Source organism: Niallia sp. XMNu-256 (assembly GCF_036670015.1).
In the GTDB taxonomy this organism is placed as follows: domain Bacteria; phylum Bacillota; class Bacilli; order Bacillales; family Cytobacillaceae; genus Bacillus_BD.
In genome coordinates this window covers 3,119,737-3,145,122 of record NZ_CP137636.1, presented here as the reverse complement: position 1 = coordinate 3,145,122, position 25,386 = coordinate 3,119,737, and the positions used below count along the sequence as shown (strand labels likewise).

General features: G+C 37.0%; 25 protein-coding genes, 1 pseudogene and 1 other annotated feature. All 26 genes and pseudogenes read left to right on the top strand.

Annotation, left to right across the window (positions count from 1 at the left end; translation table 11 throughout):
- Positions 1-106 precede the first annotated feature (106 nt).
- Positions 107-283: a 30S ribosomal protein S21 gene (gene rpsU / locus R4Z10_RS16050; protein ID WP_338470298.1), complete on the top strand. Its 177-nt coding sequence runs from the start codon at positions 107-109 to the stop codon at positions 281-283.
- A 15-nt stretch (positions 284-298) separates the two neighbouring features.
- Positions 299-742, top strand: a complete 444-nt coding sequence (locus tag R4Z10_RS16045; protein ID WP_338470297.1) for a GatB/YqeY domain-containing protein — start codon at positions 299-301, stop codon at positions 740-742.
- 330 nt (positions 743-1,072) lie between these two features.
- A pseudogene (locus R4Z10_RS16040) lies at positions 1,073-1,714 on the top strand (NfeD family protein); the annotation flags it as partial.
- A gap of 14 nt (positions 1,715-1,728) precedes the next feature.
- Positions 1,729-2,730 carry a flotillin-like protein FloA gene (gene floA, locus R4Z10_RS16035; RefSeq protein WP_338470296.1) on the top strand — a complete coding sequence of 334 codons (1,002 nt, stop codon included), beginning with the start codon at positions 1,729-1,731 and terminating at the stop codon, positions 2,728-2,730.
- A gap of 35 nt (positions 2,731-2,765) precedes the next feature.
- Entirely contained in the window at positions 2,766-3,233 is a 468-nt protein-coding gene (locus tag R4Z10_RS16030; protein WP_338470295.1) for a hypothetical protein, read from the top strand.
- Positions 3,234-3,291: 58 nt separating this feature from the next.
- Entirely contained in the window at positions 3,292-3,576 is a 285-nt protein-coding gene (gene yqfC, locus R4Z10_RS16025; RefSeq protein ID WP_338470294.1) for a sporulation protein YqfC, read from the top strand.
- A gap of 115 nt (positions 3,577-3,691) precedes the next feature.
- The gene (gene yqfD / locus R4Z10_RS16020) at positions 3,692-4,885 is read left to right on the top strand and encodes a sporulation protein YqfD (protein ID WP_338470293.1); all 1,194 of its coding nucleotides are present in this window, start codon (positions 3,692-3,694) and stop codon (positions 4,883-4,885) included.
- Positions 4,882-5,841 carry a PhoH family protein gene (locus R4Z10_RS16015; RefSeq protein WP_338470292.1) on the top strand — a complete coding sequence of 320 codons (960 nt, stop codon included), beginning with the start codon at positions 4,882-4,884 and terminating at the stop codon, positions 5,839-5,841. The genes yqfD and R4Z10_RS16015 overlap by 4 nt, the downstream gene beginning before the upstream one ends.
- A gap of 384 nt (positions 5,842-6,225) precedes the next feature.
- Entirely contained in the window at positions 6,226-8,346 is a 2,121-nt protein-coding gene (locus R4Z10_RS16010) for an HD family phosphohydrolase (RefSeq protein WP_338470291.1), read from the top strand.
- Positions 8,343-8,813 (top strand): rRNA maturation RNase YbeY, encoded by a 471-nt coding sequence (gene ybeY, locus R4Z10_RS16005; RefSeq protein ID WP_338470290.1) that lies wholly within the window; start codon positions 8,343-8,345, stop codon positions 8,811-8,813. Before R4Z10_RS16010 ends, ybeY begins: the two co-directional genes overlap by 4 nt.
- Complete coding sequence (locus R4Z10_RS16000) at positions 8,791-9,168, top strand: diacylglycerol kinase family protein (protein ID WP_338470289.1); 378 nt, start codon at positions 8,791-8,793, stop codon at positions 9,166-9,168. The genes ybeY and R4Z10_RS16000 overlap by 23 nt, the downstream gene beginning before the upstream one ends.
- A 395-nt stretch (positions 9,169-9,563) precedes the next feature.
- Positions 9,564-9,962, top strand: a complete 399-nt coding sequence (locus R4Z10_RS15995) for a cytidine deaminase (protein ID WP_338470288.1) — start codon at positions 9,564-9,566, stop codon at positions 9,960-9,962.
- Positions 9,955-10,881, top strand: a complete 927-nt coding sequence (gene era / locus R4Z10_RS15990) for a GTPase Era (protein WP_338470287.1) — start codon at positions 9,955-9,957, stop codon at positions 10,879-10,881. Before R4Z10_RS15995 ends, era begins: the two co-directional genes overlap by 8 nt.
- 508 nt (positions 10,882-11,389) lie before the next feature.
- The gene (locus R4Z10_RS15985) at positions 11,390-11,533 is read left to right on the top strand and encodes a YqzL family protein (RefSeq protein WP_338470286.1); all 144 of its coding nucleotides are present in this window, start codon (positions 11,390-11,392) and stop codon (positions 11,531-11,533) included.
- A 29-nt stretch (positions 11,534-11,562) separates the two neighbouring features.
- The gene (gene recO, locus R4Z10_RS15980) at positions 11,563-12,306 is read left to right on the top strand and encodes a DNA repair protein RecO (RefSeq protein ID WP_338470285.1); all 744 of its coding nucleotides are present in this window, start codon (positions 11,563-11,565) and stop codon (positions 12,304-12,306) included.
- A gap of 55 nt (positions 12,307-12,361) precedes the next feature.
- Positions 12,362-12,539: a binding site (T-box leader), on the top strand.
- A gap of 63 nt (positions 12,540-12,602) precedes the next feature.
- The gene (gene glyQ / locus R4Z10_RS15975) at positions 12,603-13,487 is read left to right on the top strand and encodes a glycine--tRNA ligase subunit alpha (protein WP_338470284.1); all 885 of its coding nucleotides are present in this window, start codon (positions 12,603-12,605) and stop codon (positions 13,485-13,487) included.
- Positions 13,487-15,559: a glycine--tRNA ligase subunit beta gene (gene glyS / locus R4Z10_RS15970; protein WP_338470283.1), complete on the top strand. Its 2,073-nt coding sequence runs from the start codon at positions 13,487-13,489 to the stop codon at positions 15,557-15,559. Before glyQ ends, glyS begins: the two co-directional genes overlap by 1 nt.
- A gap of 436 nt (positions 15,560-15,995) precedes the next feature.
- Entirely contained in the window at positions 15,996-16,634 is a 639-nt protein-coding gene (locus tag R4Z10_RS15965) for a helix-turn-helix transcriptional regulator (protein ID WP_338470282.1), read from the top strand.
- Positions 16,635-16,670: 36 nt separating this feature from the next.
- Positions 16,671-17,492 (top strand): pyruvate, water dikinase regulatory protein, encoded by an 822-nt coding sequence (locus R4Z10_RS15960; RefSeq protein WP_338470281.1) that lies wholly within the window; start codon positions 16,671-16,673, stop codon positions 17,490-17,492.
- A 418-nt stretch (positions 17,493-17,910) separates the two neighbouring features.
- Entirely contained in the window at positions 17,911-19,719 is a 1,809-nt protein-coding gene (gene dnaG, locus R4Z10_RS15955; protein ID WP_338470280.1) for a DNA primase, read from the top strand.
- Between the two features lie 32 nt (positions 19,720-19,751).
- Positions 19,752-20,876, top strand: coding sequence for an RNA polymerase sigma factor RpoD (gene rpoD, locus R4Z10_RS15950; RefSeq protein ID WP_338470279.1), 1,125 nt, complete (start codon positions 19,752-19,754; stop codon positions 20,874-20,876).
- An 89-nt stretch (positions 20,877-20,965) separates the two neighbouring features.
- The gene (locus tag R4Z10_RS15945; protein WP_338470278.1) at positions 20,966-21,499 is read left to right on the top strand and encodes a hypothetical protein; all 534 of its coding nucleotides are present in this window, start codon (positions 20,966-20,968) and stop codon (positions 21,497-21,499) included.
- A gap of 46 nt (positions 21,500-21,545) precedes the next feature.
- Positions 21,546-22,682, top strand: a complete 1,137-nt coding sequence (locus R4Z10_RS15940; RefSeq protein ID WP_338470277.1) for an acyl-CoA dehydrogenase family protein — start codon at positions 21,546-21,548, stop codon at positions 22,680-22,682.
- A 168-nt stretch (positions 22,683-22,850) separates the two neighbouring features.
- Complete coding sequence (gene cccA, locus R4Z10_RS15935; protein ID WP_338470276.1) at positions 22,851-23,213, top strand: cytochrome c550; 363 nt, start codon at positions 22,851-22,853, stop codon at positions 23,211-23,213.
- A 198-nt stretch (positions 23,214-23,411) separates the two neighbouring features.
- A complete protein-coding gene (locus R4Z10_RS15930) occupies positions 23,412-24,122 on the top strand; it encodes a tRNA (adenine(22)-N(1))-methyltransferase TrmK (protein ID WP_338470275.1) in 711 nt (236 codons plus the stop codon).
- Positions 24,119-25,234, top strand: coding sequence for a Nif3-like dinuclear metal center hexameric protein (locus R4Z10_RS15925; protein ID WP_338470274.1), 1,116 nt, complete (start codon positions 24,119-24,121; stop codon positions 25,232-25,234). The genes R4Z10_RS15930 and R4Z10_RS15925 overlap by 4 nt, the downstream gene beginning before the upstream one ends.
- The last annotated feature ends 152 nt before the right edge of the window (positions 25,235-25,386 follow it).

The window sequence follows — 25,386 nt, the reverse complement described above, 5'->3', positions numbered from 1 at the left end:
AAATTTGAGTTGACCTTGTTTCTTTGTTATATTATAATTTACAAAGTACATGGGATTTTCTCGTGTCGATTGTAAGGTGTTGTGCTTGGAGGGAGGGAAAGAGAGAATGTCTAATAAAACTGTCGTTCGTAAAAACGAATCGCTTGAAGATGCTCTTCGACGTTTCAAACGTACTGTTTCTAAAGCAGGTACTATTCAAGAAGCTAGAAAGCGCGAATTTTATGAAAAGCCTAGCGTAAAACGTAAGAAGAAATCTGAGGCTGCAAGAAAACGCAAGTTCTAAGAGAGGGTGTAAGTAGTGAGTCTTCTCGAACGATTAAATTCTGATATGAAACAAGCGATGAAAACCAAAGAAAAAGATAAGCTCGGTGTCATCCGAATGATCAAAGCTGCTATCCAGAATGAATCCATTAGGGCTGGCCATGACTTATCGCTAGAAGAAGAATTAACGGTGCTTTCACGTGAAGTAAAACAACGTAAGGATTCCCTCCATGAATTTGAAAAAGCAGGTCGTGATGACCTTGTTGAAAAAATACGTACTGAATTACAGTACGTAGAGTTATATATGCCTGAACAGTTATCAGAAGAAGAACTTTCAGAAATAGTAAAACAAGCTATAGCTGAGGTCGGTGCTTCAACTAAGACTGAAATGGGTAAAGTGATGTCTGTTCTAATGCCTAAAGTGAAAGGCAAAGCGGATGGGTCACTTGTTAATAAACTTGTACAACAACACCTTTCATAAATAACATTTGATAATAACTTCATTTAAAGGGCCGCAGTTTATGTCTGCGGCCTTTTTAAATGAATTAACTTCGTTCAGCGGGGCGATTGAAAACAATTCTTCTTTTGTCACTAAATTTTTGAAACTAATTTTCCTTTCAAACGTAATTGTATTACACTTGTGAGAAGGGAGGTTGCCCCCGTGTGCAGAAAATTAACTTCAGCCATCCCCACCCAGAGATTGATCCTGACCCCTGCCCTTATTTTTATTTGGTTACCCACCGATGTTAGTGCTTCAATTGTGGAGGCTCAAGGAGAAGCAGGGTCTAGCTTTTTTGATTCCTTTATTGCATTTCTCGTTCACCCGCTCGTAATTCCCATTCTTTTAACGATTGGTTTTTTAGGATTGGTGATTGAGCTATTTACACCAAGATTTGGACTGGCTGGAATTGTTGGTATTATTGCATTTCTTTTGTATTTTTATGGCCATATAGTTGCAGGGCTAGCTGGAATTGGGACGTTTCTCTTATTTGCGGGAGGAATTGTACTTATTTTATTAGAATTGGTCTTACCAGGGGGAATTCTAGGCCTGTTTGGTTTTGCTGCAGTGTTAGCGAGCTTTTTTATGTCTGCTGTAGATTTTGTTCATATTGGTATTTCATTGTTAATCGCTTTTACTATTTCAATTTTAGCCTGTATGGTTATGATAAAGGTGTTTGATAAGAAAATGAAATTTTTCAAAAAGTTTATATTAACTGATTCAACAAATACAGAAAGTGGATATGTGTCGAATCAAAACAGAACTGAATTAATTGGGAAGAAAGCTTATGCCATGACTGATTTACGTCCTTCTGGGACTGTCACAATTGGTGATGAGCGGATCGATGTTGTAACAGAAGGTGGGTTTATCGTTAAGGACACACCTGTTAAGATTATTAAAGTAGAAGGTTCTAGAATTGTGGTTAGAGAGTGGAAGGAAATAGATAACGAATAAAGGAGGAAGACAATATGGATTTAACAGGTGGTACAATATTTGTCATAATAGCAGTAGTAGTTGCTATTGTGTTACTGGGAATTTTATTTACCTTTGTCCCTGTCATGCTGTGGATCTCTGCATTAGCTGCAGGTGTAAAAGTAAGTATTTTCACATTAATTGGGATGAGACTTAGACGAGTGATTCCAAGCCGGGTCATTAATCCGCTAATTAAAGCTCATAAAGCAGGATTAAATGTAACGACAAATCAATTAGAAAGTCATTATTTAGCAGGCGGGAATGTCGACCGTGTGGTGAATGCTTTAATTGCAGCGCACCGTGCGAATATTGAATTGATGTTTGAACGTTGTGCAGCGATTGATTTAGCTGGCCGTGATGTATTAGAAGCTGTGCAGATGAGTGTTAATCCAAAAGTGATTGAAACTCCATTTATTGCAGGGATGGCGATGAATGGGATAGAAGTAAAGGCGAAAGCGAGAATTACTGTGCGTGCCAACATTGATCGACTTGTTGGTGGTGCTGGTGAAGAAACCATTATTGCCCGTGTTGGTGAAGGGGTAATTTCAACGATTGGTTCATCAGAACATCATACGAAAGTGCTAGAAAACCCTGATATGATTTCACAAACGGTTCTGGCTAAAGGGTTAGATTCTGGAACAGCATTTGAAATCCTATCGATTGATATTGCTGACGTGGATATTGGTAAAAATATTGGTGCTCATTTACAGATGGAACAAGCTGATGCCGATAAGAACATCGCCCAAGCGAAAGCTGAAGAACGTCGTGCGATGGCGGTTGCGAAGGAACAGGAAATGAAGGCTCGAGTAGAAGAAATGAGAGCGAAAGTTGTTGAAGCAGAAGCAGAAGTTCCACTTGCAATGGCTGAAGCGCTAAAAGATGGGAATTTAGGAGTCATGGATTATATGAATATCCAAAACATTAACGCCGATACAGATATGAGAGATTCAATTGGCAAAATGACAGGACCGAAAGAAAATAAAAACAAAAAAGGCTAAACCGGTCCTATATTTAGGAAAGGAGGGTTTCTTTTATGGAGATTCTCTTTGAAAATCCGCTAATCGTAATTATTTTAATTGGTGTGATTTCCTCCCTATTTAAAAATAGGGACAAATCGGAAAAACAGGAGTCTCCTGCAAAACGTGTAGAAGCAGACAGACATAAGCCAACCCAAAAAAGCGGTGATGTATTCCAGGAAATGAGAGAAATTTTCAAAGAAACGAGCCGCACCTTTCAAGAAGAAATAAAGCCAGAAAGGCAATTTTCAGAAAAACAATCGGAAAAAAAGATCGCCGAGGTAAAGGTTGTTCTAGAAGAAGAACTGCCATCTTTATCTGAAAAACCAGATAAACAACATGCACCACAAACCATTCAGCAACAACAACTTAAAGAATTTAAAGTGGATGAGTCTAAATTAGCAGAAGCCGTCATTTGGGCAGAAATCCTTGGACCGCCACGAGCAAAGAAACCTTATAGTCACAATAGATCACGAGCCAAATAAAAAGTGCTAGAATCTTCATTTATCTCATATACATGAGATGAAAGGGGGTTCTTTTTTTATGGCGAAAAAGTGGGGACAATACCTCCGTAACTTAATTACAAAAAACATGGAACTTCCTCAGGATGTCATGATGGATCTACCCCGAATTACTATGATTGGGCACTTACATATTTATATTGAAAATCACAGAGGTCTCTTAACTTTTTCAGATAAAGAACTCAGATTGCTTCTCAAGCAAGGTCAGTTGCTTGTAAAAGGAAAGGCCTTTGTGATTAAAGCGATATTGCCTGAAGAGATTATTTTAGAAGGAAAAATAGATCAAGTGATTTATCTAGAAGAATAAAGAAATTGGAATGCATAGCCGCCAGAATTTTATTAAGCGGCTATTATCCAACTGGACAAGTATACAAACGGAGGTGAAAGTCTCTTTTACGAATTCGGTAGAGAGGCAGGGTGGAATGAAAAATCGCTGGATTACTTTTTTTATCGGAATCATAACAGTCAAAGTTACGGGAAAAGGAATTGAACGGTTTATCAATACGTTATTAAGGAATGGACTATATATTTGGAGTGTAAGGAGAAACGGGATAGAATCCATTCAATTTAAAATGAGATTAAATGATATTGCCAAATTAAGAATTATCTCTAGGGGAAGTGGTCTCCGTATTGAATTTTTGAAACGAGAGGGACTGCCGTTTCTATTTAAACGATTGCTTCTAAATAGCGGATTTTTAGTGGGCGCCATTGTTTTTCTAATTATTATAACCATTCTTTCTAATATGATTTGGGGAATCCAAATAAAGGGAGCGGAGCCGGCTACTGAGTATAAAATTAATAAAGAATTGGATAAGATGGGTGTTAAAGTTGGCAAATTGCAATTTTTTGTGGAGAATGTGGAATCAATTCAACGTCAATTAACAAATAATATAGAGGAAATCACTTGGGTTGGTGTGGAATTACAGGGGACAACCTATCATCTCCAAGTGGTAGAGAAAAATGAACCAGAAAAGCCAAAATATTTAAGTCCCCAGCATCTTGTCGCCAAGAAAAAAGCAGTAATTGTGGATATGTTTGTTGAAGAAGGTCAAGCAGTAGTTGATATCCATGATCGAGTGGAACCAGGCCAATTACTCGTTTCAGGGTTAATCGGAAAAGAAGGTCAAAATGTACAAGTACCTGCAAAAGGAGAAGTTTTAGGAGAAACATGGTATAAAACAAAGGTAGTATTGCCGATTAAGAGTACCTTCCAAGTGTATAATGGAGAAGAGGTAAGAAAGCATACTTTGAAAATCGGTAACCTCAAAATACCAGTATGGGGATTTGGGAAAATTGAGTTTAAGGAATATGAAACGGAAAGCAATGAGAAAAAGATTAACTTTATCAATTGGACACTTCCGGTTTCACTTGTAAGCGAAACCCATCGTGAAGAAGAAACAGAAACGAGAATCTATGAACAGAAAGAAGCAATAGAAATAGCCAAAAAAATGGCTAAAATCGATATAAAAAATAAATTACCAGAAGAGGCTAAAATTATTGGTGAAAAAGTTTTGCACCAGACATCAGACAATGATAAAGTAACAGTATCAATACATTTCCAAGTTATAGAAAATATAGCCTCTGGTCAACCAATAATCCAAGGAGAGTCGGAATGACAGAAGAGTTAAAAACCATGAATCTTCAGCTAAATAATTCGAATGAGGCCATCGCCTTAATTGGTAATGCTGATTCTAATCTGAAGGCAATAGAACAGGAACTAGGTGTATCGATCATCACAAGAGGTGAGACGGTCTATGTATCTGGGAGCCCTGAGCATGTTGAATTAGTAGCTAATATTCTCGATGCCTTATTATATGTGATTAGAAAAGGGATCAATATTAGTCAAAGAGATGTCATTTATGCCATCCAAATGTCAAAAAAAGGAACACTTGATTATTTTAAAGATTTATTTGAAGAAGAAATTTCGAAAAATGCAAAAGGAAAGTCAATTCGCGTCAAAACGATTGGCCAACGCTATTATATTTCTGCTATGAAGAAGAGTGATCTTGTTTTTGGGATTGGCCCCGCGGGAACAGGTAAAACGTATTTAGCAGTTGTAATGGCAGTTAATGCTTTAAAAAGCGGTGGAGTCAAAAGAATTATTTTGACGCGACCTGCCGTAGAGGCAGGGGAAAGTTTGGGATTTTTACCTGGTGATTTGAAAGAGAAGGTTGATCCTTATTTGCGACCTCTTTACGATGCTCTGCACGATGTATTAGGAACAGAACAAACTCAACGTTTGATTGAACGTGGAGTGATTGAAATTGCTCCTCTTGCATATATGAGGGGGAGAACGTTAGATGAAGCTTATGTAATTCTAGATGAAGCACAGAACACAACAATGGCACAAATGAAAATGTTTCTAACACGTCTTGGTTTTAGTTCGAAAATGGTAATCACTGGGGATAAAACCCAAATTGACCTACCAAAAGGGGTTACTTCTGGTTTAATGATTGCTGAGGAAGTTTTATCAGATGTTTCAGGGATTAAATTCATTTATTTGGAGCAAAGCGATGTTGTACGTCACCCATTAGTGGCAAAAATTATTGCAGCCTATGAGGCGAAAGAATAGTTTTATCAGTCTTAACAGGCAGTAAGCCCCTCACCTATAGATTGTTAAGTATAATAAAAGAAGTAGTTGGGGGATCAATTGCCAGTAAAGCTCCGAAAATTAAACAAAGACTAAAATACCCTTTCGGCAACGTTTGCGTAACCAGCAGACTGCTGGCTTCCGGCATTCCATCTGTGGGGACGAAAGCCCCCCTGATGGAATGGAAGTTTCACTTTGTGTAAGTACCTGCTTCACTAATGCCTTACTATATACAGGGCAAATGCCGTTCACAAACGAACGGCTATTTCCATTACAAAACATAATTCCAAGCTTATGAATTGAATTTATTGGTTAAAATGTAAAATGGAATATTGTGTTTTGTAATTAGGAAAGGATTGGGTTAGAATGCATTTGCATTTAGCAAAAATAAAAAGCTTATTAAATATAACTGTTTTTCGAGTTCTCTTGTTTATCGTGCTAGGCTTACTTTTATTTATATCGATGTACAGCAATGTAAAGCCTAAGACGTTAGATATTCGTTTATTTACAGTTTCTGAACAAACAATACGCTCGCCAATCACGATTGAGGATAAGGAGAGTACAGAAGCAAAGAAAAAAGAGGCTGAAAATAAAGTTGAGGATGTTTATGTTGTTAATAAAGCCTTAACACAAAATCGAATTGATTTAATTACGTCTATTTTTGACTCGGCTATTGATGTCAAAAAAATAGATGATTCGGGAACAGTGATTACTGAATCAGAGCAGGTTAATAAACTTAAAGAACAATTAACAGAAGATGTAACAAAAGATATTTCTGACTCCGTTTTTCTAAGTTTAGTTTCAGTACCCTCTGACCAACTTGAAATTGCAAGGGATCTTTCTGTAACTGCGATAAATAGTGTAATGAGCAATCGGATTTCTGCTAATGAAGTTGAAAATGCAAAGAAACAATTAGAAGAAGCAATGAAATACTCTAGTTTGGGAACTTCACTTAAAAATGCGGCAATTGAGTTAGGTCGATATGCCGTGATTCAAAATGAATTTTATGATCCTAATGCAACAGAAGAAATGCGCAAACAAGCGGTTGAGAGTGTTGAACCTGTAATGATTCTACAAGGTCAAATTATTGTTGAGGAAAATCAACTCATTAGCCGTGATATTTATCGGCAGTTAGAGCTAGTTGGACTGTTAAAAAATGAACGATCTTATCAGCCGTTTATAGGTTCAACATTATTGATTATTATTTTTCTGGCCGCTTTATACAATTATTTTTATAAATTAGATAAGAAACCAGAAACTAAGCATCATTATCTAATTATTTTTAGTATTATTTTTTCGCTTTCAATTTTAATCATGAAAATTGTTAGTTTCTTTTATGTATTTGACTATGCGAATATTGCGTTCATTTTTCCAGCGGCCTTGGCCCCAATGTTAATAAAGGTTTTGATTGATGAGAGGCTTGCAATATTCACTGCAGTCATTACAGGGATCTGTGGAAGTATTATGTTCAATGAAGGGGTTACAGGCACCTTTCATATGACTATTGGTGTCTATATATTATGTAGCGGGATTGCAGGAATTATGTTTCTAAGTAATCATAATCATCGATCCAATATTTTAAAGGTTGGTTTATATGTAGCCTTCGTTAATGTGCTGCTTATTTTATCAATTGTTCTTTTGAGAAATGGTCAGTATAGTATGCAGGAATATGTCGCTGTGGGAGCTATTGCTTTAATATCGGGTCTCTTATCATCAATACTTACGATTGGATTAGTGCCATTTTTTGAGGCGGGCTTTGGGATCTTATCAACAATGAAGTTAATTGAGTTATCAAATCCAAACCACCCGTTATTAAAAAAAATATTGATTGAAGCACCCGGAACTTATCACCATAGTGTGATGGTAGCAAATTTAGCGGAAAGTGCTTGTGAAGCGATTGGAGCAAATGGGCTTTTAGCGAGAGTTGGTTGTTATTATCACGATGTTGGCAAGACAAAAAGACCAAGCTTTTTTATTGAGAATCAAATGAATAAGGAAAATCCTCATGATCAATTGCCTCCCGAGACGAGTAAAGAAATTATCATTTCTCATGCAACCGATGGCGCAAATATGCTGAAAGAATATAAAATGCCTAAGGAGGTTATTGATATTGCTCAGCAGCATCACGGGACAACCTTATTAAAATATTTCTATTTTAAAGCGAAACAAAATGATGCAGAAACGACTGAGGAAGAATATCGCTATCCTGGACCAAAAGCACAAACAAAAGAAGCCGCGATTGTCGGAATTGCAGATAGTGTTGAGGCGGCTGTGAGATCGATGTCAAAACCAACACATGAGCAAATTGAAAATCTTGTTCGGAAAATCATATCTGATCGTTTACAAGATGATCAGTTTAATGAGTGTGACCTCACATTAAAAGAGTTAGAAAAAGTCGCTGAAACATTATGTGAAACGTTGAAAGGGATTTTCCATTCGAGAATTGAGTATCCAGAAATGTCCAAACAGGAGGTAAAGCATGCGTGAGTATGATAATTGATTTAAATGATGAAACAAATGAACTTTCCCAAGAGGAAATGAACACGATTGAAAACATCCTGCAATTTGCTGCGGAAAAGGAAAAAATCGAAAATGAAAGTGAATTATCGGTAACCTTTGTTAGCAATGAGCGAATCCAGGAAATCAATAAGGAATATCGTCATAAAGATATGCCAACAGATGTGATTTCATTTGCCATGGAAGAACTGGGCGAAGGGGAAATTCCTTTAACAGGGGTCGATATGCCAAGAGTATTGGGAGACATCATTATTTCAATCGCAAAAGCGAGATCCCAAGCTGATGAATACGGTCATAGTTTTTTACGGGAACTTGGCTTTTTAGCCGTCCATGGCTTTTTACATTTACTAGGGTATGATCATGAGATTGAAGAAGATGAGAAAATCATGTTTGCAAGGCAAAAGGACATACTCGATGAGTTCGGGCTTAAACGGTAAAAAACGCAGAGGAATTCACTATTCATTTATATATGCAATTGAAGGGATACTACACGGGATTATCCATGAACGCAATTTGAAAATTCACAGTGTTATCGCCCTAACCGTTATCATTTTCGGGTTCTTGTTTGACATTAATCGTTATGAGTGGATGTTTGTCATTTTGGCAATCGGTGGAATGTTTTCGTTAGAATTACTGAATACGGCGATTGAACGAATGGTCGATTATATCTCACCACAATATCATCCATTGGCAAAGCAGGCGAAAGATGTTGCAGCAGGCGCTGTGTTAGTTTTTGCTTGTATGTCTGTTATTATAGGCTGCATCATTTTTTTGCCAAAAATATATCACTAAATAAGCGTTCTGTTATATAGATGGTGACAATTTTATAGCAGAACCTTATTTTTTTATATTCAGAACTTAATGTTTTTAGAAAATTGAATATTTTTATAGAAAAATTCCTCTAAGGCGATGAAATTTTTATAAGAATAGGGTAAAATAAAGTGAAACTTCTATCAGTGGGTTATTTTTCCATCCCCTCTGATGGTTAGTTAAGACCAGCAAGCTTGCTGGTCACGCAGACGTTGCCGTAGGCATATTTAGTCTGTGTTCATAATTTCGGAACTTTACGGGCAGTTGATTCTTCACCTTTCTTTCTTAATTACACTAAGAATTTCTAGTTGAGGTCTCACCGCCTGTTAAGCCTGATAAAAGTCAGCAAGAGGGTCTTTTTAGAAAGGTTGATCAAAGTGAGCATTGAAGAAATGATCGAAGAAGCGATTAAAGCTAGGGATAACGCCTATGTTCCTTACTCGAAATACCCAGTAGGTGCAGCACTTTTAACTAAAAGTGGAAAAGTTTATCATGGGTGTAATATTGAAAACGCTGCCTACAGCATGTGTAATTGTGCTGAACGAACAGCGCTATTTAAGGCTTATTCAGAAGGAGAAAGAGATTACTCAATGTTGGTCGTTGTGGCAGATTCGAAACGCCCTGTACCACCTTGTGGTGCCTGCAGACAAGTAATCAGCGAGCTTTGTCCGAAAGATATGAAAGTCATCATGACAAATCTTAATGGCAATTTAGATCAAGTAACAGTAGAGGAATTACTACCAGGAGCATTTTCAGCGGAGGATTTAAATGAATAACGAACAAACACAAAATTCAGCATATAAATCAGGATTTATCTCTATTATTGGCAGACCAAACGTAGGAAAGTCCACATTTCTTAATCGTGTGATCGGACAGAAAATCGCGATTATGAGTGATAAACCCCAAACAACAAGGAATAAAGTTCAAGGGGTTCTAACTACAAATGATACACAATTTATTTTTATAGATACACCGGGTATTCATAAGCCGAAGAATAAATTAGGCGATTTCATGATGAATGTGGCACAGAACACATTAAAAGAAGTTGATTTAATTTTATTTATGGTCAATGCTGAAGAAGGATATGGACGTGGAGAAGAGTTTATTATCGAGAGTTTTCAATCCATTAAAACACCAATCTTTTTAATTATTAATAAAATTGATAAAGTGCATCCAGACCGTTTATTGACGATCATTGATTCTTATCAAGAGAAATATCATTTTAGTGAAATTATTCCTATTTCTGCTTTACAAGGTAATAACGTGGAAAGATTATTACAACAAATTAAGAAATACCTTCCGGAAGGGCCACAATATTATCCAGCAGACCAAGTAACGGATCACCCTGAAAGATTCATCGTTTCTGAGTTGATACGTGAAAAGGCTTTACATTTGACTAGAGAAGAAATTCCTCATTCTTTAGCAGTAGTCATTGAGCAAATGAGGAGAGAAGATGATCAAAAGGACATCATACATGTGATGGCAACAATCATTGTAGAGCGCGATTCTCAAAAGGGAATTATCATTGGTAAACAAGGGAAAATGTTAAAGGAAATTGGAAAAAGGGCACGCCTCGACATTGAAAACTTATTAGGATCAAAAGTATTTTTAGAGCTATGGGTAAAGGTACAAAAAGACTGGCGGAATAAAGCTACGCAACTTCGTGATTATGGCTTCCGTGAGGACGAATATTAATCTTGTTAAGCAGTATTACTCTAAATTAGGAAGCAATGTACTATATCAGTAGCTTTATTTAAACTATTATGCCCTATAACGTTAAGTTTTTGGCTCAAATTCGGTGGGCGAATCTAAATACAGACCCTTTTAAAGTATTAACAAAACGTGGTTAATATGCATACGTATTTATTACATTCAGTATAAGCCTTTCAGTTCAAAAGTTTAGATATTGTCAAGCGGCTTTATCATCCTTTATGGATTTGCCCCCTGCTGAATGTAGTTAACTCCGGTAAAACCACGATTTTTATAAGTTATTTATCGAGCCGCTAAGGCGACGGACAGGACGTCCTAGTCTGGCTAGATTTTTAGATGTAGTTCTGTGAAGTGTGATGAAAAACCTAAGCAAATTTAACAGGCATATTTAATTTAGCAAAAATTTCACCACATGATTTTTTGATTGACAGGCAACTATAAACTTAAGGAAAAATCCAATAGCTAGTCCCAACAAAAGAGAGGTGGGTTTTCAATGTTAGATTTTACTTGGAAGGTTTTTTCTCAGACAGGTAATGTTGACACATATCTTCTTTTTAAGGAGTTAGAAAAGGAGAACTCAGGAACACCCGAGGGAAAGGACGATGAGCTAGACGAAGTCGATTTTCCTATTATGTAGTCTGTCTCTAATTTAGGGATGGTGTAGGAATGCTTCAAAAGTGCGAGGGAATTATTCTTCGATCAACAGATTATGGTGAAACAAATAAAATAGTAACTTTATTTACTCGTGAATGGGGTAAATATGGAGTGATGGCAAATGGTGCTAAAAAACCGAAAAGTCGGTTAGCTGCCATCACCCAGCCCTTCACATACGGTCTTTTTTTAATACAAAAAACGAGAGGCATGGGAAGCTTGCAACAAGGTGAAATAATATCCTCTTTACGTTCAATTAAAGAGGATATTTTCTTAACCGCCTATGCTAGTTTTATAGTAGAATTAACAGACAAAGGTCTTGAAGAAAATAAAAGCAATCCTTTTTTATTTGAACTGCTACTGCAATCATTAACCTATTTAAATGAGGGTTATGATCCCGATATAATTAAAAACATCTATGAGATTAAAATGCTAAGCGTACTTGGCTTGCATCCCACACTTGATCAGTGCGCTTCATGTGGCAGTAGGGAAGGAACCTTTGGGTTTTCTATTCGAGAAGGTGGAATTCTCTGTCATCGCTGTATACATATTGATCCCTACCACTTAAAGATATCTCCAGCAACCGTTAAGCTTTTACGGGTTTTTTATTATCTTGATATGAAACGCCTCGGTAGTATTTCGGTAAAAGAAGAAACCAAAACAGAATTAAAAACAGTCATTGATCATTATTATGACGAGTATTCGGGTTTGTTTTTAAAGTCAAAAAAATTTCTTGATCAAATAAGTAAAATTCTGTAAAAAGTTGACAATCGAAATGGTTTTCGCTATATTCATTTTAAGTAAATAATCAATAGTTAGTGCTATGAAAGAGAGGAGTACTTAACTTACACTATTTAAAGCGAGTCTGGGGTGGTGGAAGCCGGATATAGGGGGTTAAGGAAGGGCATTCTGGAGCACTTTTTGTAAAGTGGCTTAAAACTCATTGTTTTAAGCAAATAGGGTGGAACCGCGGGTAAACTCTCGTCCCTATGCTGTTAAAGCATAGAGATGAGAGTTTTTTATTTTGAAAAAAACAATGATTAGAGGAGTGTCCAATGAATATTCAAAATATGATTTTAACGTTGCAACAGCATTGGTCTGAACAAGGGTGTATTTTAATGCAGGCATATGATACAGAAAAAGGAGCAGGAACGATGAGTCCGTATACATTCCTTAGAGCCATTGGACCAGAGCCATGGAATGTAGCGTATGTTGAACCATCGCGCCGACCAGCAGATGGTCGTTACGGAGAAAATCCAAACCGTCTGTACCAGCATCATCAATTTCAAGTTATTATGAAGCCGTCTCCTGATAATATTCAAGACCTTTATCTTGATTCACTTAAAGCCTTAGGAATTGATCCGTTAAAGCATGATATCCGCTTTGTTGAGGATAACTGGGAAAATCCATCATTAGGCTGTGCTGGTTTAGGGTGGGAAGTATGGCTAGATGGAATGGAAATTACTCAATTTACGTATTTCCAACAAGTTGGGGGACTTGAATGTAAGCCAGTTTCTGTGGAAATTACATATGGAATTGAGAGGTTGGCATCTTATATTCAAGATAAAGAAAATGTATTTGATCTAGAGTGGACAGACGGCTTTACGGTTCGTGATATATTCCTTCAACCGGAATATGAGCACTCGAAATATACGTTTGAAACGTCTGATGTAGATATGTTGTTTGGATTATTTAATACGTATGAAAAAGAGGCTCATCGTCAAATGGAGGAAGGGCTTGTACACCCAGCCTACGATTATGTCTTGAAATGCTCACATACCTTTAATTTGCTTGATGCAAGAGGAGCAATTTCTGTAACAGAAAGAACAGGATACTTAGCACGTTGCCGTAATTTGGCACGGAAAATTGCCAAAACATTCTATGATGAACGGGAAAAACTAGGATTTCCAATTTTAAAAGCAAAGGAGGAAAATAACTAATGGCGACAAAAGATATTTTACTAGAAATTGGTTTAGAAGAGCTGCCAGCCAGATATGTTACAGATTCCATGAATCAACTTGCTGATAAGGTTAGAGAGTGGTTTAAACATAAGAAAATTAAATTTCGTGATGTTCAGGCTTATTCAACACCAAGACGCCTAGCGGTACTTATACAGGATGTGACTGAGACACAAGAGGATGTACATGAAGAGGCAAAAGGGCCTGCGAGAAAAATAGCACTAGATGCAAATGGAGAATGGACAAAAGCCGCAATTGGTTTTACCCGTGGTCAAGGGGTGACAGTGGACGATATTTATTTTAAAGAAATTGGTGGAGTCGAATATGTCCATGTCAAAAGGTTTATTCAAGGCAAGAAAACCATTGAGTTGCTTCCAGAACTAAGGGAAATTATTACAAGTATTCATTTTCCGAAAAACATGCGTTGGGCTGATTATGATTTAAAATATATACGTCCTATTAAATGGCTTGTGGCTCTGTATGGTGAAGAGATCATTCCTTTTTCAATTGTAGATGTTAGTACGTCAAATTGGAGTTTAGGACATCGTTTTCTTGGCGGTAAAGTAGAAATCACAAACCCGTCAGACTATGAAGAACAAATGTCTGCACAGTACGTAATTGTGGATCCTGTAAAACGGAAAAACATGATCTTAAATCAATTAAAACAATTAGAAGAAGCTAAAAGCTGGGTCATTCCAGTTGATGAAGATTTGTTAGAAGAGGTTAATAATTTAGTTGAATACCCAACTGCCCTGTACGGTGGGTTTGAAGAGGAGTACTTAGAACTGCCAGCAGAGGTATTGATTACTTCGATGAAGGAGCATCAACGCTATTTCCCAGTTAAATCAGCGGATGGAAAAATTCTTCCACAATTTGTAACCATTAGAAATGGCGGTTCGGATTATTTAGCAAATGTTGCTAAGGGCAATGAAAAGGTTTTAAGAGCGAGACTTTCAGACGCGGACTTCTTTTATCGCGAAGACAAAAGAACAGAAATCGATCAATATTTAGAGAAGTTAAATAGTATTGTCTATCATGAGGAAATTGGGACATTGGCTCAAAAAGTGAATCGAGTACGTCGATTAACAAATCTCCTCTCTGATAAATTGGCTTTCTCAACAGAGGATAAAAAAGCAACAGATCGAGCAGCACAAATTTGTAAATTTGATTTAGTCACAAATATGGTGAACGAATTCCCTGAATTACAAGGAGTTATGGGGGAAAAATATGCACGGCAAAAAGGGGAAAGTGAAGCAGTAGCAGTTGCAATCAATGAACACTACATGCCACGTAATGCTGAGGACAAGAGGCCTAGTTCAGATGTAGGTGCGATTTTAGCCATTGCGGATAAATTAGATACCATTTCATCGTTTTTTTCAATCAATATGATTCCTAGTGGGTCCCAAGATCCATATGCTTTAAGGCGCCAAGCAACAGGAATTGTACAAATTCTGCTTCACAAAGACTGGGAAGTGAACTTTGAAGATTTGATCCATGATTCATTATCATTATTGCAAGCTGATGGGATAGTAAAACAAAGCATTGAAAATGTGACGGATGAACTTGTAGCCTTCTTTAAATTACGGATTAAACATTTATTACAAGAGCGTGAGGTTCGCTACGATTTAATTGATGCAGTATTAGGAAATGATATAGGAGATATCCATTCATTATTTAATCGTGCAGAAGTATTGGAAGTTAAGAAAAATGAAGCTGATTTCAAAGAAAATATTGAAGCATTGAGCAGGGTTTTAAATATAGCTAATAAAGCAGAAACAATAGGGGAAATTAAAGTATCTTTATTTGAAAATCAATATGAACAGCTGTTATATGATAAATATTTATCGGTCAATCAACAATTAGATCAACATGTAACAGAAGAGGCTTATTTTGATTTGCTTCTATCCATGAAGGAAGAAATCAATGGATACTTCGACCATACGATGGTTATGGCTAATGATCCTGAAATTAAACAAAACCGTCTTAATTTTATGGCACAATTAGCTACTTTAATTAAAAGATTTGCCAATGTAAATGACATCATTTTCAAATAAGGGTATACTAATTACTTCCAACAAAACCGTTTTTTTTAGGAGACCACCAATCTTAAAGGATGCCTAAAAGGTTTTCTCATCATGAATTATGAGAGTTAATCTTTTCATTTTCGGAAAATAGTATATAATAATTTATGTAATAGTATAACATTATTAGTATTTAACTTCATTAAGCAAATGCTTTTAGTACCGAAAGATTGTGACCGGTACAAAAATCCTCCACTTCTTAAGTGAAGGATAAATGCCAGAGGGTTTACTGATTAGTGGGGCTTAAACCCAGCAAAATGAAGTTAAACCTGCGGTGGATGCCTCGGATTTTATCAAGCGATCATGACTAGGGATAGAACGTCCTAATCATGCTAAGCATGTTGAGCTTTAAAGCGTGATGAAAATCCGGGTGCAAATTTGGCGGGCGAATTTGATATGGGCATGATAGGTGGTGTTAACAATAGAACTAAATAAGCGGCAAGAACAAATATTAGAAATCGTAAAAGAAAATGGTCCCATCACAGGTGAACATATTGCGGATCGACTGCATTTAACAAGGGCTACACTTAGACCGGATTTAGCTATATTAACAATGGCGGGGTTTCTTGATGCTAGGCCGAGAGTAGGTTATTTTTATACAGGAAAGACGGGTGTTCAACTATTAACAGATAATTTACAGAAGTTATATGTGAAGGATTACCAGTCTATTCCAGTAGTGGTTAATGAAAATGTCTCTGTATACGATGCTATTGTTACGATGTTTTTGGAGGATGTAGGAACGTTATTTGTAGTTGATAGTGAGTCCTTGCTTGTGGGAGTCTTATCTAGAAAAGATTTATTAAGAGCCAGTATTGGGAATCAAGAATTGACTTCATTACCGGTTAATATCATTATGACAAGAATGCCAAATATTACTGTTTGTTTCCGTGATGATCTGTTAATTGATGTTGCCAAGAACTTAATTGAAAAGCAGATTGATTCCGTTCCAGTCGTTAAAGAGTCAAATAATGGCGGCTATGAGGTTATCGGTCGATTAACGAAGACGAATATTACGAGGGCATTCGTTAACTTAGCAGAGGATAAATAATGGTATAGGGCGTTGTGTAAAGGGGATGTTTAATAGATGAGCAAAATGCCGATCATCTATGTTGTGTCTGACTCGTTAGGAGAAACGGCAGAACTCGTCACAAAAGCGGCTATAAGCCAATTTAATAAATTAAATCCATTTATAATTAAGCGGTTTCCGTTTGTTGAGGACTTGTCAAATGTTGACGAAGTCATTTATTTAACGAAACAAGATCAAGGCATGATCGTATATACACTCGTAAGGCCGGAAATTCGCGAGTATTTAAAAGAAGCAGCACTTAATGCTGGAATCATTGCATATGATGTAATCGGTCCGTTAATTAGTAACATTCAAACTCTATCAGGGAAACAACCATTGCATGAACCAGGTCTTATGCATAAATTAGATGAAGATTACTTTAAAAAAGTAGAGGCAATTGAATTTGCTGTCAAATATGACGATGGGCGTGATCCGCGTGGGGTGCTTAAAGCAGATCTAGTTCTAATCGGTGTTTCAAGAACGTCAAAAACACCACTTTCTCAATATTTGGCTCATCGGAGAGTCAAAGTTGCAAATGTACCAATTGTACCGGAAGTAGATCCACCGGAAGAACTCTTTACTATAGACCCAGCAAAATGTATCGGGTTAAAAATTAGTCCTGAAATGTTAATTGGAATTAGAACGGAACGTTTACGCTCATTAGGTTTAAGTGACCAGGCAAATTACGCTAAATTAGAACGAATTAGAGAAGAACTGATCTATTTTGAAAAGGTGATACAACGTATTGGGTGTCCGGTCATTGATGTAACAAATAAAGCGGTTGAGGAAACAGCAAATATTATTTACAACATGGTTCAAAAGAATAGTTCCAAGAAATAGCACATAGCAATAAATGTGCTATTTCTTTTTTTATTGCCAAATGATATGCGATTGTACGTTTGGATTTTAAAGGGTTGGTGTAAACTAAGTGATAAAATAGGTGCATAATCATGCTTTTTATACTATAATAAAAAATTGTGATAAAAATTTATTCATATTAGGTTTAGAGTTCCATTACAAGGAATAAACTATTTATTGTGAGATGTCAAGGGTAAAAAAGAAATTCGACAGAAATTCAGCAGAAAAGTCATTTTTGAAAGAGGGAATTTGTGGAGTGATGTAGAATTATTAGATCATTAGGCAATCTAATGAAAGCTAATTGAATAGGAATAAGGAGTTTGATAAAAAAATTGTCTATTAATGCAGGATTTTAAGTTTTTTTGACGAATACCTCATAAAGTAAATGGAGGTGTTCACTTTGTCAGAGCGAATTGCCGAAGAAACAATAGATAAGATCCGGCAAGCAACAGATATTGTGGATATCATAAGTGAATATGTACAGCTTAAGAAGCAAGGACGCAATTATTCAGGTCTCTGTCCATTCCACCATGAAAACACTCCGTCATTTTCAGTTTCTCCAGATAAACAAGTGTATCATTGCTTTGGGTGTGGAGCAGGTGGCAATGCATTCTCATTTCTTATGGATATTGAGGGTCTAACTTTTCTCGAAGCGACAGTTAAACTTGCAGATAAAGCAAATGTTGAAATTGGTAATCACATACCTAATATGGGTAAGGCAAAGTCTGTTCCTCATCATATAAAGCAGATGATCGATGCTCATAATCTATTGAGTAAATTTTATCATCATTTGCTTGTAAACACAAAAGAGGGTCAGAAAGCTTTAGAATACCTGCTTGAGAGGGGCTTTTCAACACAGTCCATTGAGAAATTCCAAATTGGATATGCTTTAGATTCATGGGACTTTGATTATAAATTTTTAATGAGTAAAAAGTTCCAACCAGAGCTATTGGAACAAGCAGGACTCATTATTAAGCGCGAGCAAGATGGTGGTTATTTTGATCGGTTTCGCGATCGAATCATTTTTCCGATTATTAACGAAAATCATGACACGATTGCTTTTTCAGGAAGGACATTAGGATCAGAGCAACCCAAATATTTAAATAGTCCTGAAACAGCCATTTTTAATAAAAGTAAAGTTCTATATAATTATCAGTTGGCTAGACCGACAATAAGGAAACAGCAACATGCTGTATTATTTGAAGGGTTTGCAGACGTCATTGCGGCTGATCGGTCAGATATCGACAACGGTGTTGCCACAATGGGTACATCTCTAACCGAAGAGCATGTATCTATATTAAAGAAAAATGTTCAGTCCGTAACCATTTGTTATGATTCTGACTCAGCGGGAATTGAGGCGGCATATCGTGCTGGCAACATGCTTCAAAAAGCCAAATGTCAAGTCAAAGTGGCGATCATGCCACAGGGAATGGACCCTGATGATTATGTCAAGACTTACGGTGAAGAACGATTCAGAAACGATTGTATTGGCTCAAGTCTAACCTTCATGGGCTTTAAAATGCGATACTTCCGCAAGGGGAAAAACTTACAGGTTGAAGGAGATCGGTTACTTTATATCGAAGAAGTACTAAAAGAAATTAGTTTTCTAGAAAGTGCTGTAGAAAAGGATCTCTACTTAAGACAACTGGCAGATGAGTTTAGTCTCTCCCTTGAAGCGTTAAAGCAGCAGGAAAGACAGCATTCAAAACAGGTTACGAAAAGTCGGAAAGAGACTGTTGAACCGTCACCAAAGCTGGTTATGGTGCCAAAGTATGTAGAAAAGGTCAAACCAGCATACCAAAATGCTGAGAGATCGCTAATTGCACATATGCTACAAAGTCCGGATGTAGCCTATAAAGTACAGGAATTACTTCAAGGAAATACATTTAATATTGATGAACATCAAGCTATTATAACTTACTTATATGGATTTTATGAAATGAATGATGCACCTGATTTGAATAGTTTTCTTAATTATGTTGAGGATGAAAGGTTACGGCGGATTATTGTTGAAATAGACATGACGCAAATAAATGATGATATATCCCACCAAGAATTAATGGACTATATAAACCAGGTGTTGAAATATAAAAAAGAATTAGAAATAAAGGAAAAAGAGGCTGAGCTAAAAGAAGCAGGCCGCCAAAAGGATTTTGAAAAGGCTAAAATCCTTTGGCAGGAAATTCAACAAATTCGTAAAACAATGTAATGGTTTCTTGATTTTTTGAAGGAGGGGGACAAATGGCTGAAAAATCGGCTCGTTCAAAAGAGGTTGAATCAGAACTAACCCTAGAACAGGTTAAAGAGCAGTTAACATTATTAGGAAAAAAGACAGGCGTCCTTGCTTATGATGATATTGCTGAAAAATTAGCAACGTTTGAGCTTGACTCTCACCAAATGGATGAGTTCTATGAGTATTTAGGTGATCATGGAGTAGAATTAGTAGGTGAATCAGAGGAAGATGATCCGCCTGCAAAAGATATGGAAAAAAATGAGGAAGAATTTGACTTAAATGATTTAAGTGTTCCCCCTGGTGTTAAAATTAACGACCCTGTTCGGATGTACTTAAAAGAAATCGGCCGTGTCAATCTTCTGTCAGCAGAAGATGAAGTAAACCTTGCCTTAAGAATTGAGCAAGGAGATGAAGAAGCAAAAAGACGGTTAGCAGAAGCAAACCTGAGATTAGTTGTTAGTATTGCTAAACGTTATGTAGGCCGTGGAATGCTATTCTTAGACCTCATCCAAGAAGGAAATATGGGCTTAATTAAGGCTGTAGAGAAATTTGATTATCGTAAAGGATTCAAATTTAGTACGTATGCGACTTGGTGGATTCGTCAAGCAATTACTCGAGCAATTGCGGACCAAGCGAGAACCATTCGAATTCCTGTTCATATGGTTGAAACGATTAATAAACTTGTTCGTGTTCAAAGACAGCTGCTACAAGACTTAGGTCGTGAACCAACACCAGAAGAAATCGGTGAAGATATGGATTTATCGCCTGAGAAGGTTAGAGAAATTTTAAAAATAGCTCAAGAACCTGTTTCTTTAGAAACACCAATCGGTGAAGAGGATGATTCGCATCTCGGAGACTTTATCGAAGACCATGAAGCGACATCCCCATCAGAACATGCAGCATATGAGTTATTAAAAGAACAACTAGAAGATGTTCTAGATACACTTACTGACAGAGAAGAAAATGTATTACGACTTCGCTTTGGACTTGACGATGGGAGAACACGCACTCTAGAAGAAGTAGGTAAAGTCTTTGGAGTAACTCGTGAACGTATCCGTCAAATTGAGGCAAAAGCCTTAAGAAAATTAAGACACCCAAGTCGAAGCAAAAGACTAAAAGACTTTTTAGAATAAACGCTTGTAAGAAATAGTTTGCTTCTTAATAGAAGTGAACTATTTTTTCTTTTGTGATTGTTTACATATGAGTGTAAGGTCGTGAATATATGCAAGAAAATCGGAAACAACTGATTATTAATGAAATCTTTTATTGGAAAAAGAGTCGGCTCCTTCCAGAACATTATTGTGACTTTCTCCTTGCTTTATATACGAAAGGAGAGGGTTTATACCAACAAATGGAAAAAGTAAAACCTCAGAAGTTTAACGGTTCTTTATTCTTGCTAATTCCAATTGGGGTATTTTTATTTTATTTTACTGAATTATCTCTCATTTTGCAAATCGTCTTTAGTCTATTTTCCGTTATTATTGGTATTTATGTAACTTTTATATTAGCTAAAAAGGACCTTCTATATCAAATTCCACTTATTTTGACAGCGCTCCTTATATTGTTTGTATCTTTACAATTAACCTTAACTCATACATCTAGTTTCATTGTTCTATATAGTGTGATTGGAACAAATGGTTTGCTTTGGCTAATAACTGGTTTGAAATATAAGCAATTATATTTTACTATATCTGGGATTGCCGGCTTAATATTATTGATGATTTCCGTGTTTCAAAGCATTACCCTCTCATTATAAACATAAAATTGAATACGCTTTATTTTTTTATAGAGGGGTGAGGTTAATGAACTTTGATCTTACTGATGAGCAGCAAATGATTAAAAGAACGATTAAAGAGTTTGCCGAAGAAGAAGTAGCTCCAAGTGCCTTAGAAAGGGATCGTCAAAAGCGCTTTCCAATTGATGTCTTTCAAAAGTTATCTCAATTAGGCATGATGGGTTTGCCATTTCCAGAAGAATATGGCGGGGCAGGGGCTGATACCATTGGTTTTGCTATTGTCACGGAAGAGCTTAGTCGTGCCTGCGGTTCAACAGGGATTACTTATTCCGCTCACATTTCACTTGGTGGCGCACCGATTTATTTATTTGGTTCTGAAGAGCAGAAGAAACAATATCTTGTGCCAATTTGTACTGGAGAGACGATCGGATCATTTGGCTTAACGGAACCTAATGCCGGTTCAGATGCCGGTGGCACGGAAACAACAGCTATCGAAAAGGATGGATATTTTATCATTAATGGCAGTAAATGTTTTATTACAAATGCTAGCTATGCTAAGTTTATTCCAATCACTGCCATCACATCTAAAAGCGGAGATAAAAAAGAAATTAGTGCCATTATTGTACCAACAAATACAAAGGGTTTTCAGGTTATTGATCAATATGAAAAAATGGGCCTACATGCCTCCAATACAACTGAATTAATCCTCCAAGATGTTAAAGTACCTGTGGGGCAATTATTAGGGGCTCGTGGTGCTGGATTTAAGCAGTTTTTAGTGACTCTGGCTGGGGGTAGAATCGGAATTGGTGCAATGGCTGTTGGAATTGCCCAGGCTGCTTATGATAGTGCCCTTAAATACGCAAAAACAAGAAAACAGTTTGGACATACGATCTCACAATTTCAAGCAATACAGTTTAAGTTAGCTGATATGGCGATGAAAATTGAATTAGCTCGAAACATGGTCTATAAAGCTGCATGGTTGAAAGACCAAGGCAGATCATTTACCAAAGAAGCATCAATGGCAAAATTATTTGCCTCAGAAATTTGTACGGAGATTACAAATCAAGCCGTTCAAATTCATGGTGGATATGGATATATGAAAGACTATCATGTTGAACGTTTTATGCGTGATGCTAAATTAACTGAAATTGGTGAAGGTACTTCTGAGATTCAAAGACTTGTGATTGCTAGAAATATTCTATAAAGAGTCAACCTCTTTTATTAAGTTCTATTTATGTATTTTTTGTGGACTAAAAGTGACAAAGTTATGCGATAATACTTTAACTTCTCCCTTTTTTGAAGTACAATAGAAATTGTTTAAATATACTAACTAATTAAAAAGTTTCTACTAAAATAAGGGAGGGGTTTTTGCTTGAAAAAAGGACCATTATTACCATTTGGAATTATTATGGTTTTAGGAGTCTTAACGATGTTGCTTCTTTCTTTCAAGGGGATAGGTGATTCTAGAGAGCTAGCTGCACAGTCAGAGGGCGATGGAGAGCAAACAGAACAAGTAGCCGCAAGCCCTGAGGAAATCTATCAAAGTTCTTGTATCGGCTGCCATGGGGATCAATATCAGGGTAGTGGAAGTGCCCCAGGTTTAACTGGTGTTGGTGAAAGATTGTCACCAGAAGAAATCGAAGATGTTGTTGTAAATGGCCGAAATGCCATGCCTGGGGGGTTAGTTCCTCCTGAACAAGCTGGTGAAATGGCAGAATGGTTATCAGGGTTATAAAGGGAAGATTATAGTAGAGATCGATGATGGACAGGACGTCAGTCATTGACAATCAGGCTGAAAAAGCGGATGTGGCGGTTGAAGGCCTGATAAAAAAAATTGAGACGCCATTAATTTGATTTGTAAGTCCTTTGCATATGCAAGGGACTTTTCTTATACTTATATAGAATAATAATACATAGATTATGTGGTGAAAGAATGAATAGTGATAAGTTATCAAAACGATTAGAGACAGTTACCAAATATATTCCAGAAGGAGCTAGGCTTGCGGATATCGGCTCCGATCATGCATACCTGCCCTGTTATATGGTACAAAAGGGGGGAATCCCGTTTGCGATAGCGGGAGAAGTGGTAGAGGGACCGTATCGTTCTGCGAAAAGTCATGTCGAAGAATTAGGGTTGACTAAGAAAATCTCCGTAAGAAAAGGAGACGGCTTGGCAGTTATTCAACCAGGTGAAGTAGATGCAATTACAATTGCGGGAATGGGTGGTTCCCTTATCGCAAGTATATTGGAACAAGGGAAATCGAAACTAGCAGGAGTAAAGAGACTGATCCTGCAACCGAATATTAGTGCCATTTCTATACGTGAATGGTTATTAGACAACGGATGGGGTTTAATTGCGGAAGAAATATTAGAAGAAGATGGAAAAATCTATGAGATTCTTGTTGCAGAACAAGGAAATGAGAGAGTAGCCTATGGGGATAACCTTGAGAAAGGTTTATTGTTAGGACCGTATTTACTGCAAGAAAAAAATTCTGCTTTTCAAAAGAAATGGTCAATGGAATTAGCGACATGGAATAAAATTTTAACACAATTAAAGCAGGCTTCAACCTCTGCTGAAAATGAAAAAAAGAAGCATGAACTCTTGAAAAAAATACAACTAGTAGAGGAGATTTTAAGTAAATGAAAACAATAAATGGACATGAACTTATCGGTGTGTTTGAAAGATTTGCTCCTAAATACTTGGCGATGGAAGGCGATAAAATTGGGCTACAAATCGGCCGTTTAAATAAACCAGTACATAAAGTTATGATTGCTCTAGACGTTCTAGAAGAAGTGGTTGATGAAGCGATCCAAAAGAATGTAGATCTCATCATTGCTCATCATCCTTTAATCTATCGCCCGTTAAAAAACATTACAACGGACAGCCTTCCTGGGAGAATCATTGAAAAATTGATTAAACATGGTATAGCTGTATATGCTGCCCATACAAACTTAGATGTTGCCAAAGGCGGGGTAAATGATTTATTAGCAAGTGCTCTTGAACTAACTGATACCGAGGTTCTAGTGCCTACTCATGAGGTAAAGCTAAAGAAACTAGTCGTTTATGTGCCGGTTGAAGATAGTGAGAGTGTGAAAGAGGCGATTGGCGATGCAGGCGCAGGAGCGATTGGCAACTATAGCCATTGTCTCTTTTCAGTAACAGGAACAGGACAATTTTTACCGAATGAAGATAGCCAACCGTATATTGGCGAAAGCGGCCAATTGGAGCAGGTAGAAGAAGAACGAATCGAAACCATTTTTCCTGAATATCTTGAGAAAAGTGTCCTTCAGGCTATGTTAAAGGCGCATCCATATGAAGAAGTAGCTCATGATATTTATCATCTTGATAATAAAGGGGAGACACTTGGGTTAGGCCGTATTGGAAGAGTGAAAGAAATGACATTGGCTGAATTTGCCAATAAAGTGAAGGACGCCCTTGATGTACCGACTGTTCGAGTGGTTGGAGATTTAAATTCAAAGGTGAAAAAGGTAGCAGTCTTAGGTGGAGACGGTAATAAATACATCTCATCTGCCAAATTTAAAGGGGCGGATGTATATGTAACAGGTGATTTGTACTATCATGTGGCTCATGATGCTATGATGATGGGATTGAATGTGATCGACCCAGGCCATAATGTTGAAAAAATAATGAAAAAAGGACTTGCCTCTTCACTTACCAAGATTTGTTCTGAAGAAGGTTATGAAGTTGAAGTTTTCCCATCAGAACAAAATACAGAGCCATTCAAATTTGTTTAACTTCATACAGCAGTGCTAACCGCTTCTAAATTTAAGGGATTAATGCAGAAAGCTCTCTAGTTAAGGGGGGTGGTTAACCCCCGGCTGGATGAAGTTAAGCCTCCGGCGGATGTCTCGTACTAAGCGGGATAAAAATCCGGCCGCAAATTTGG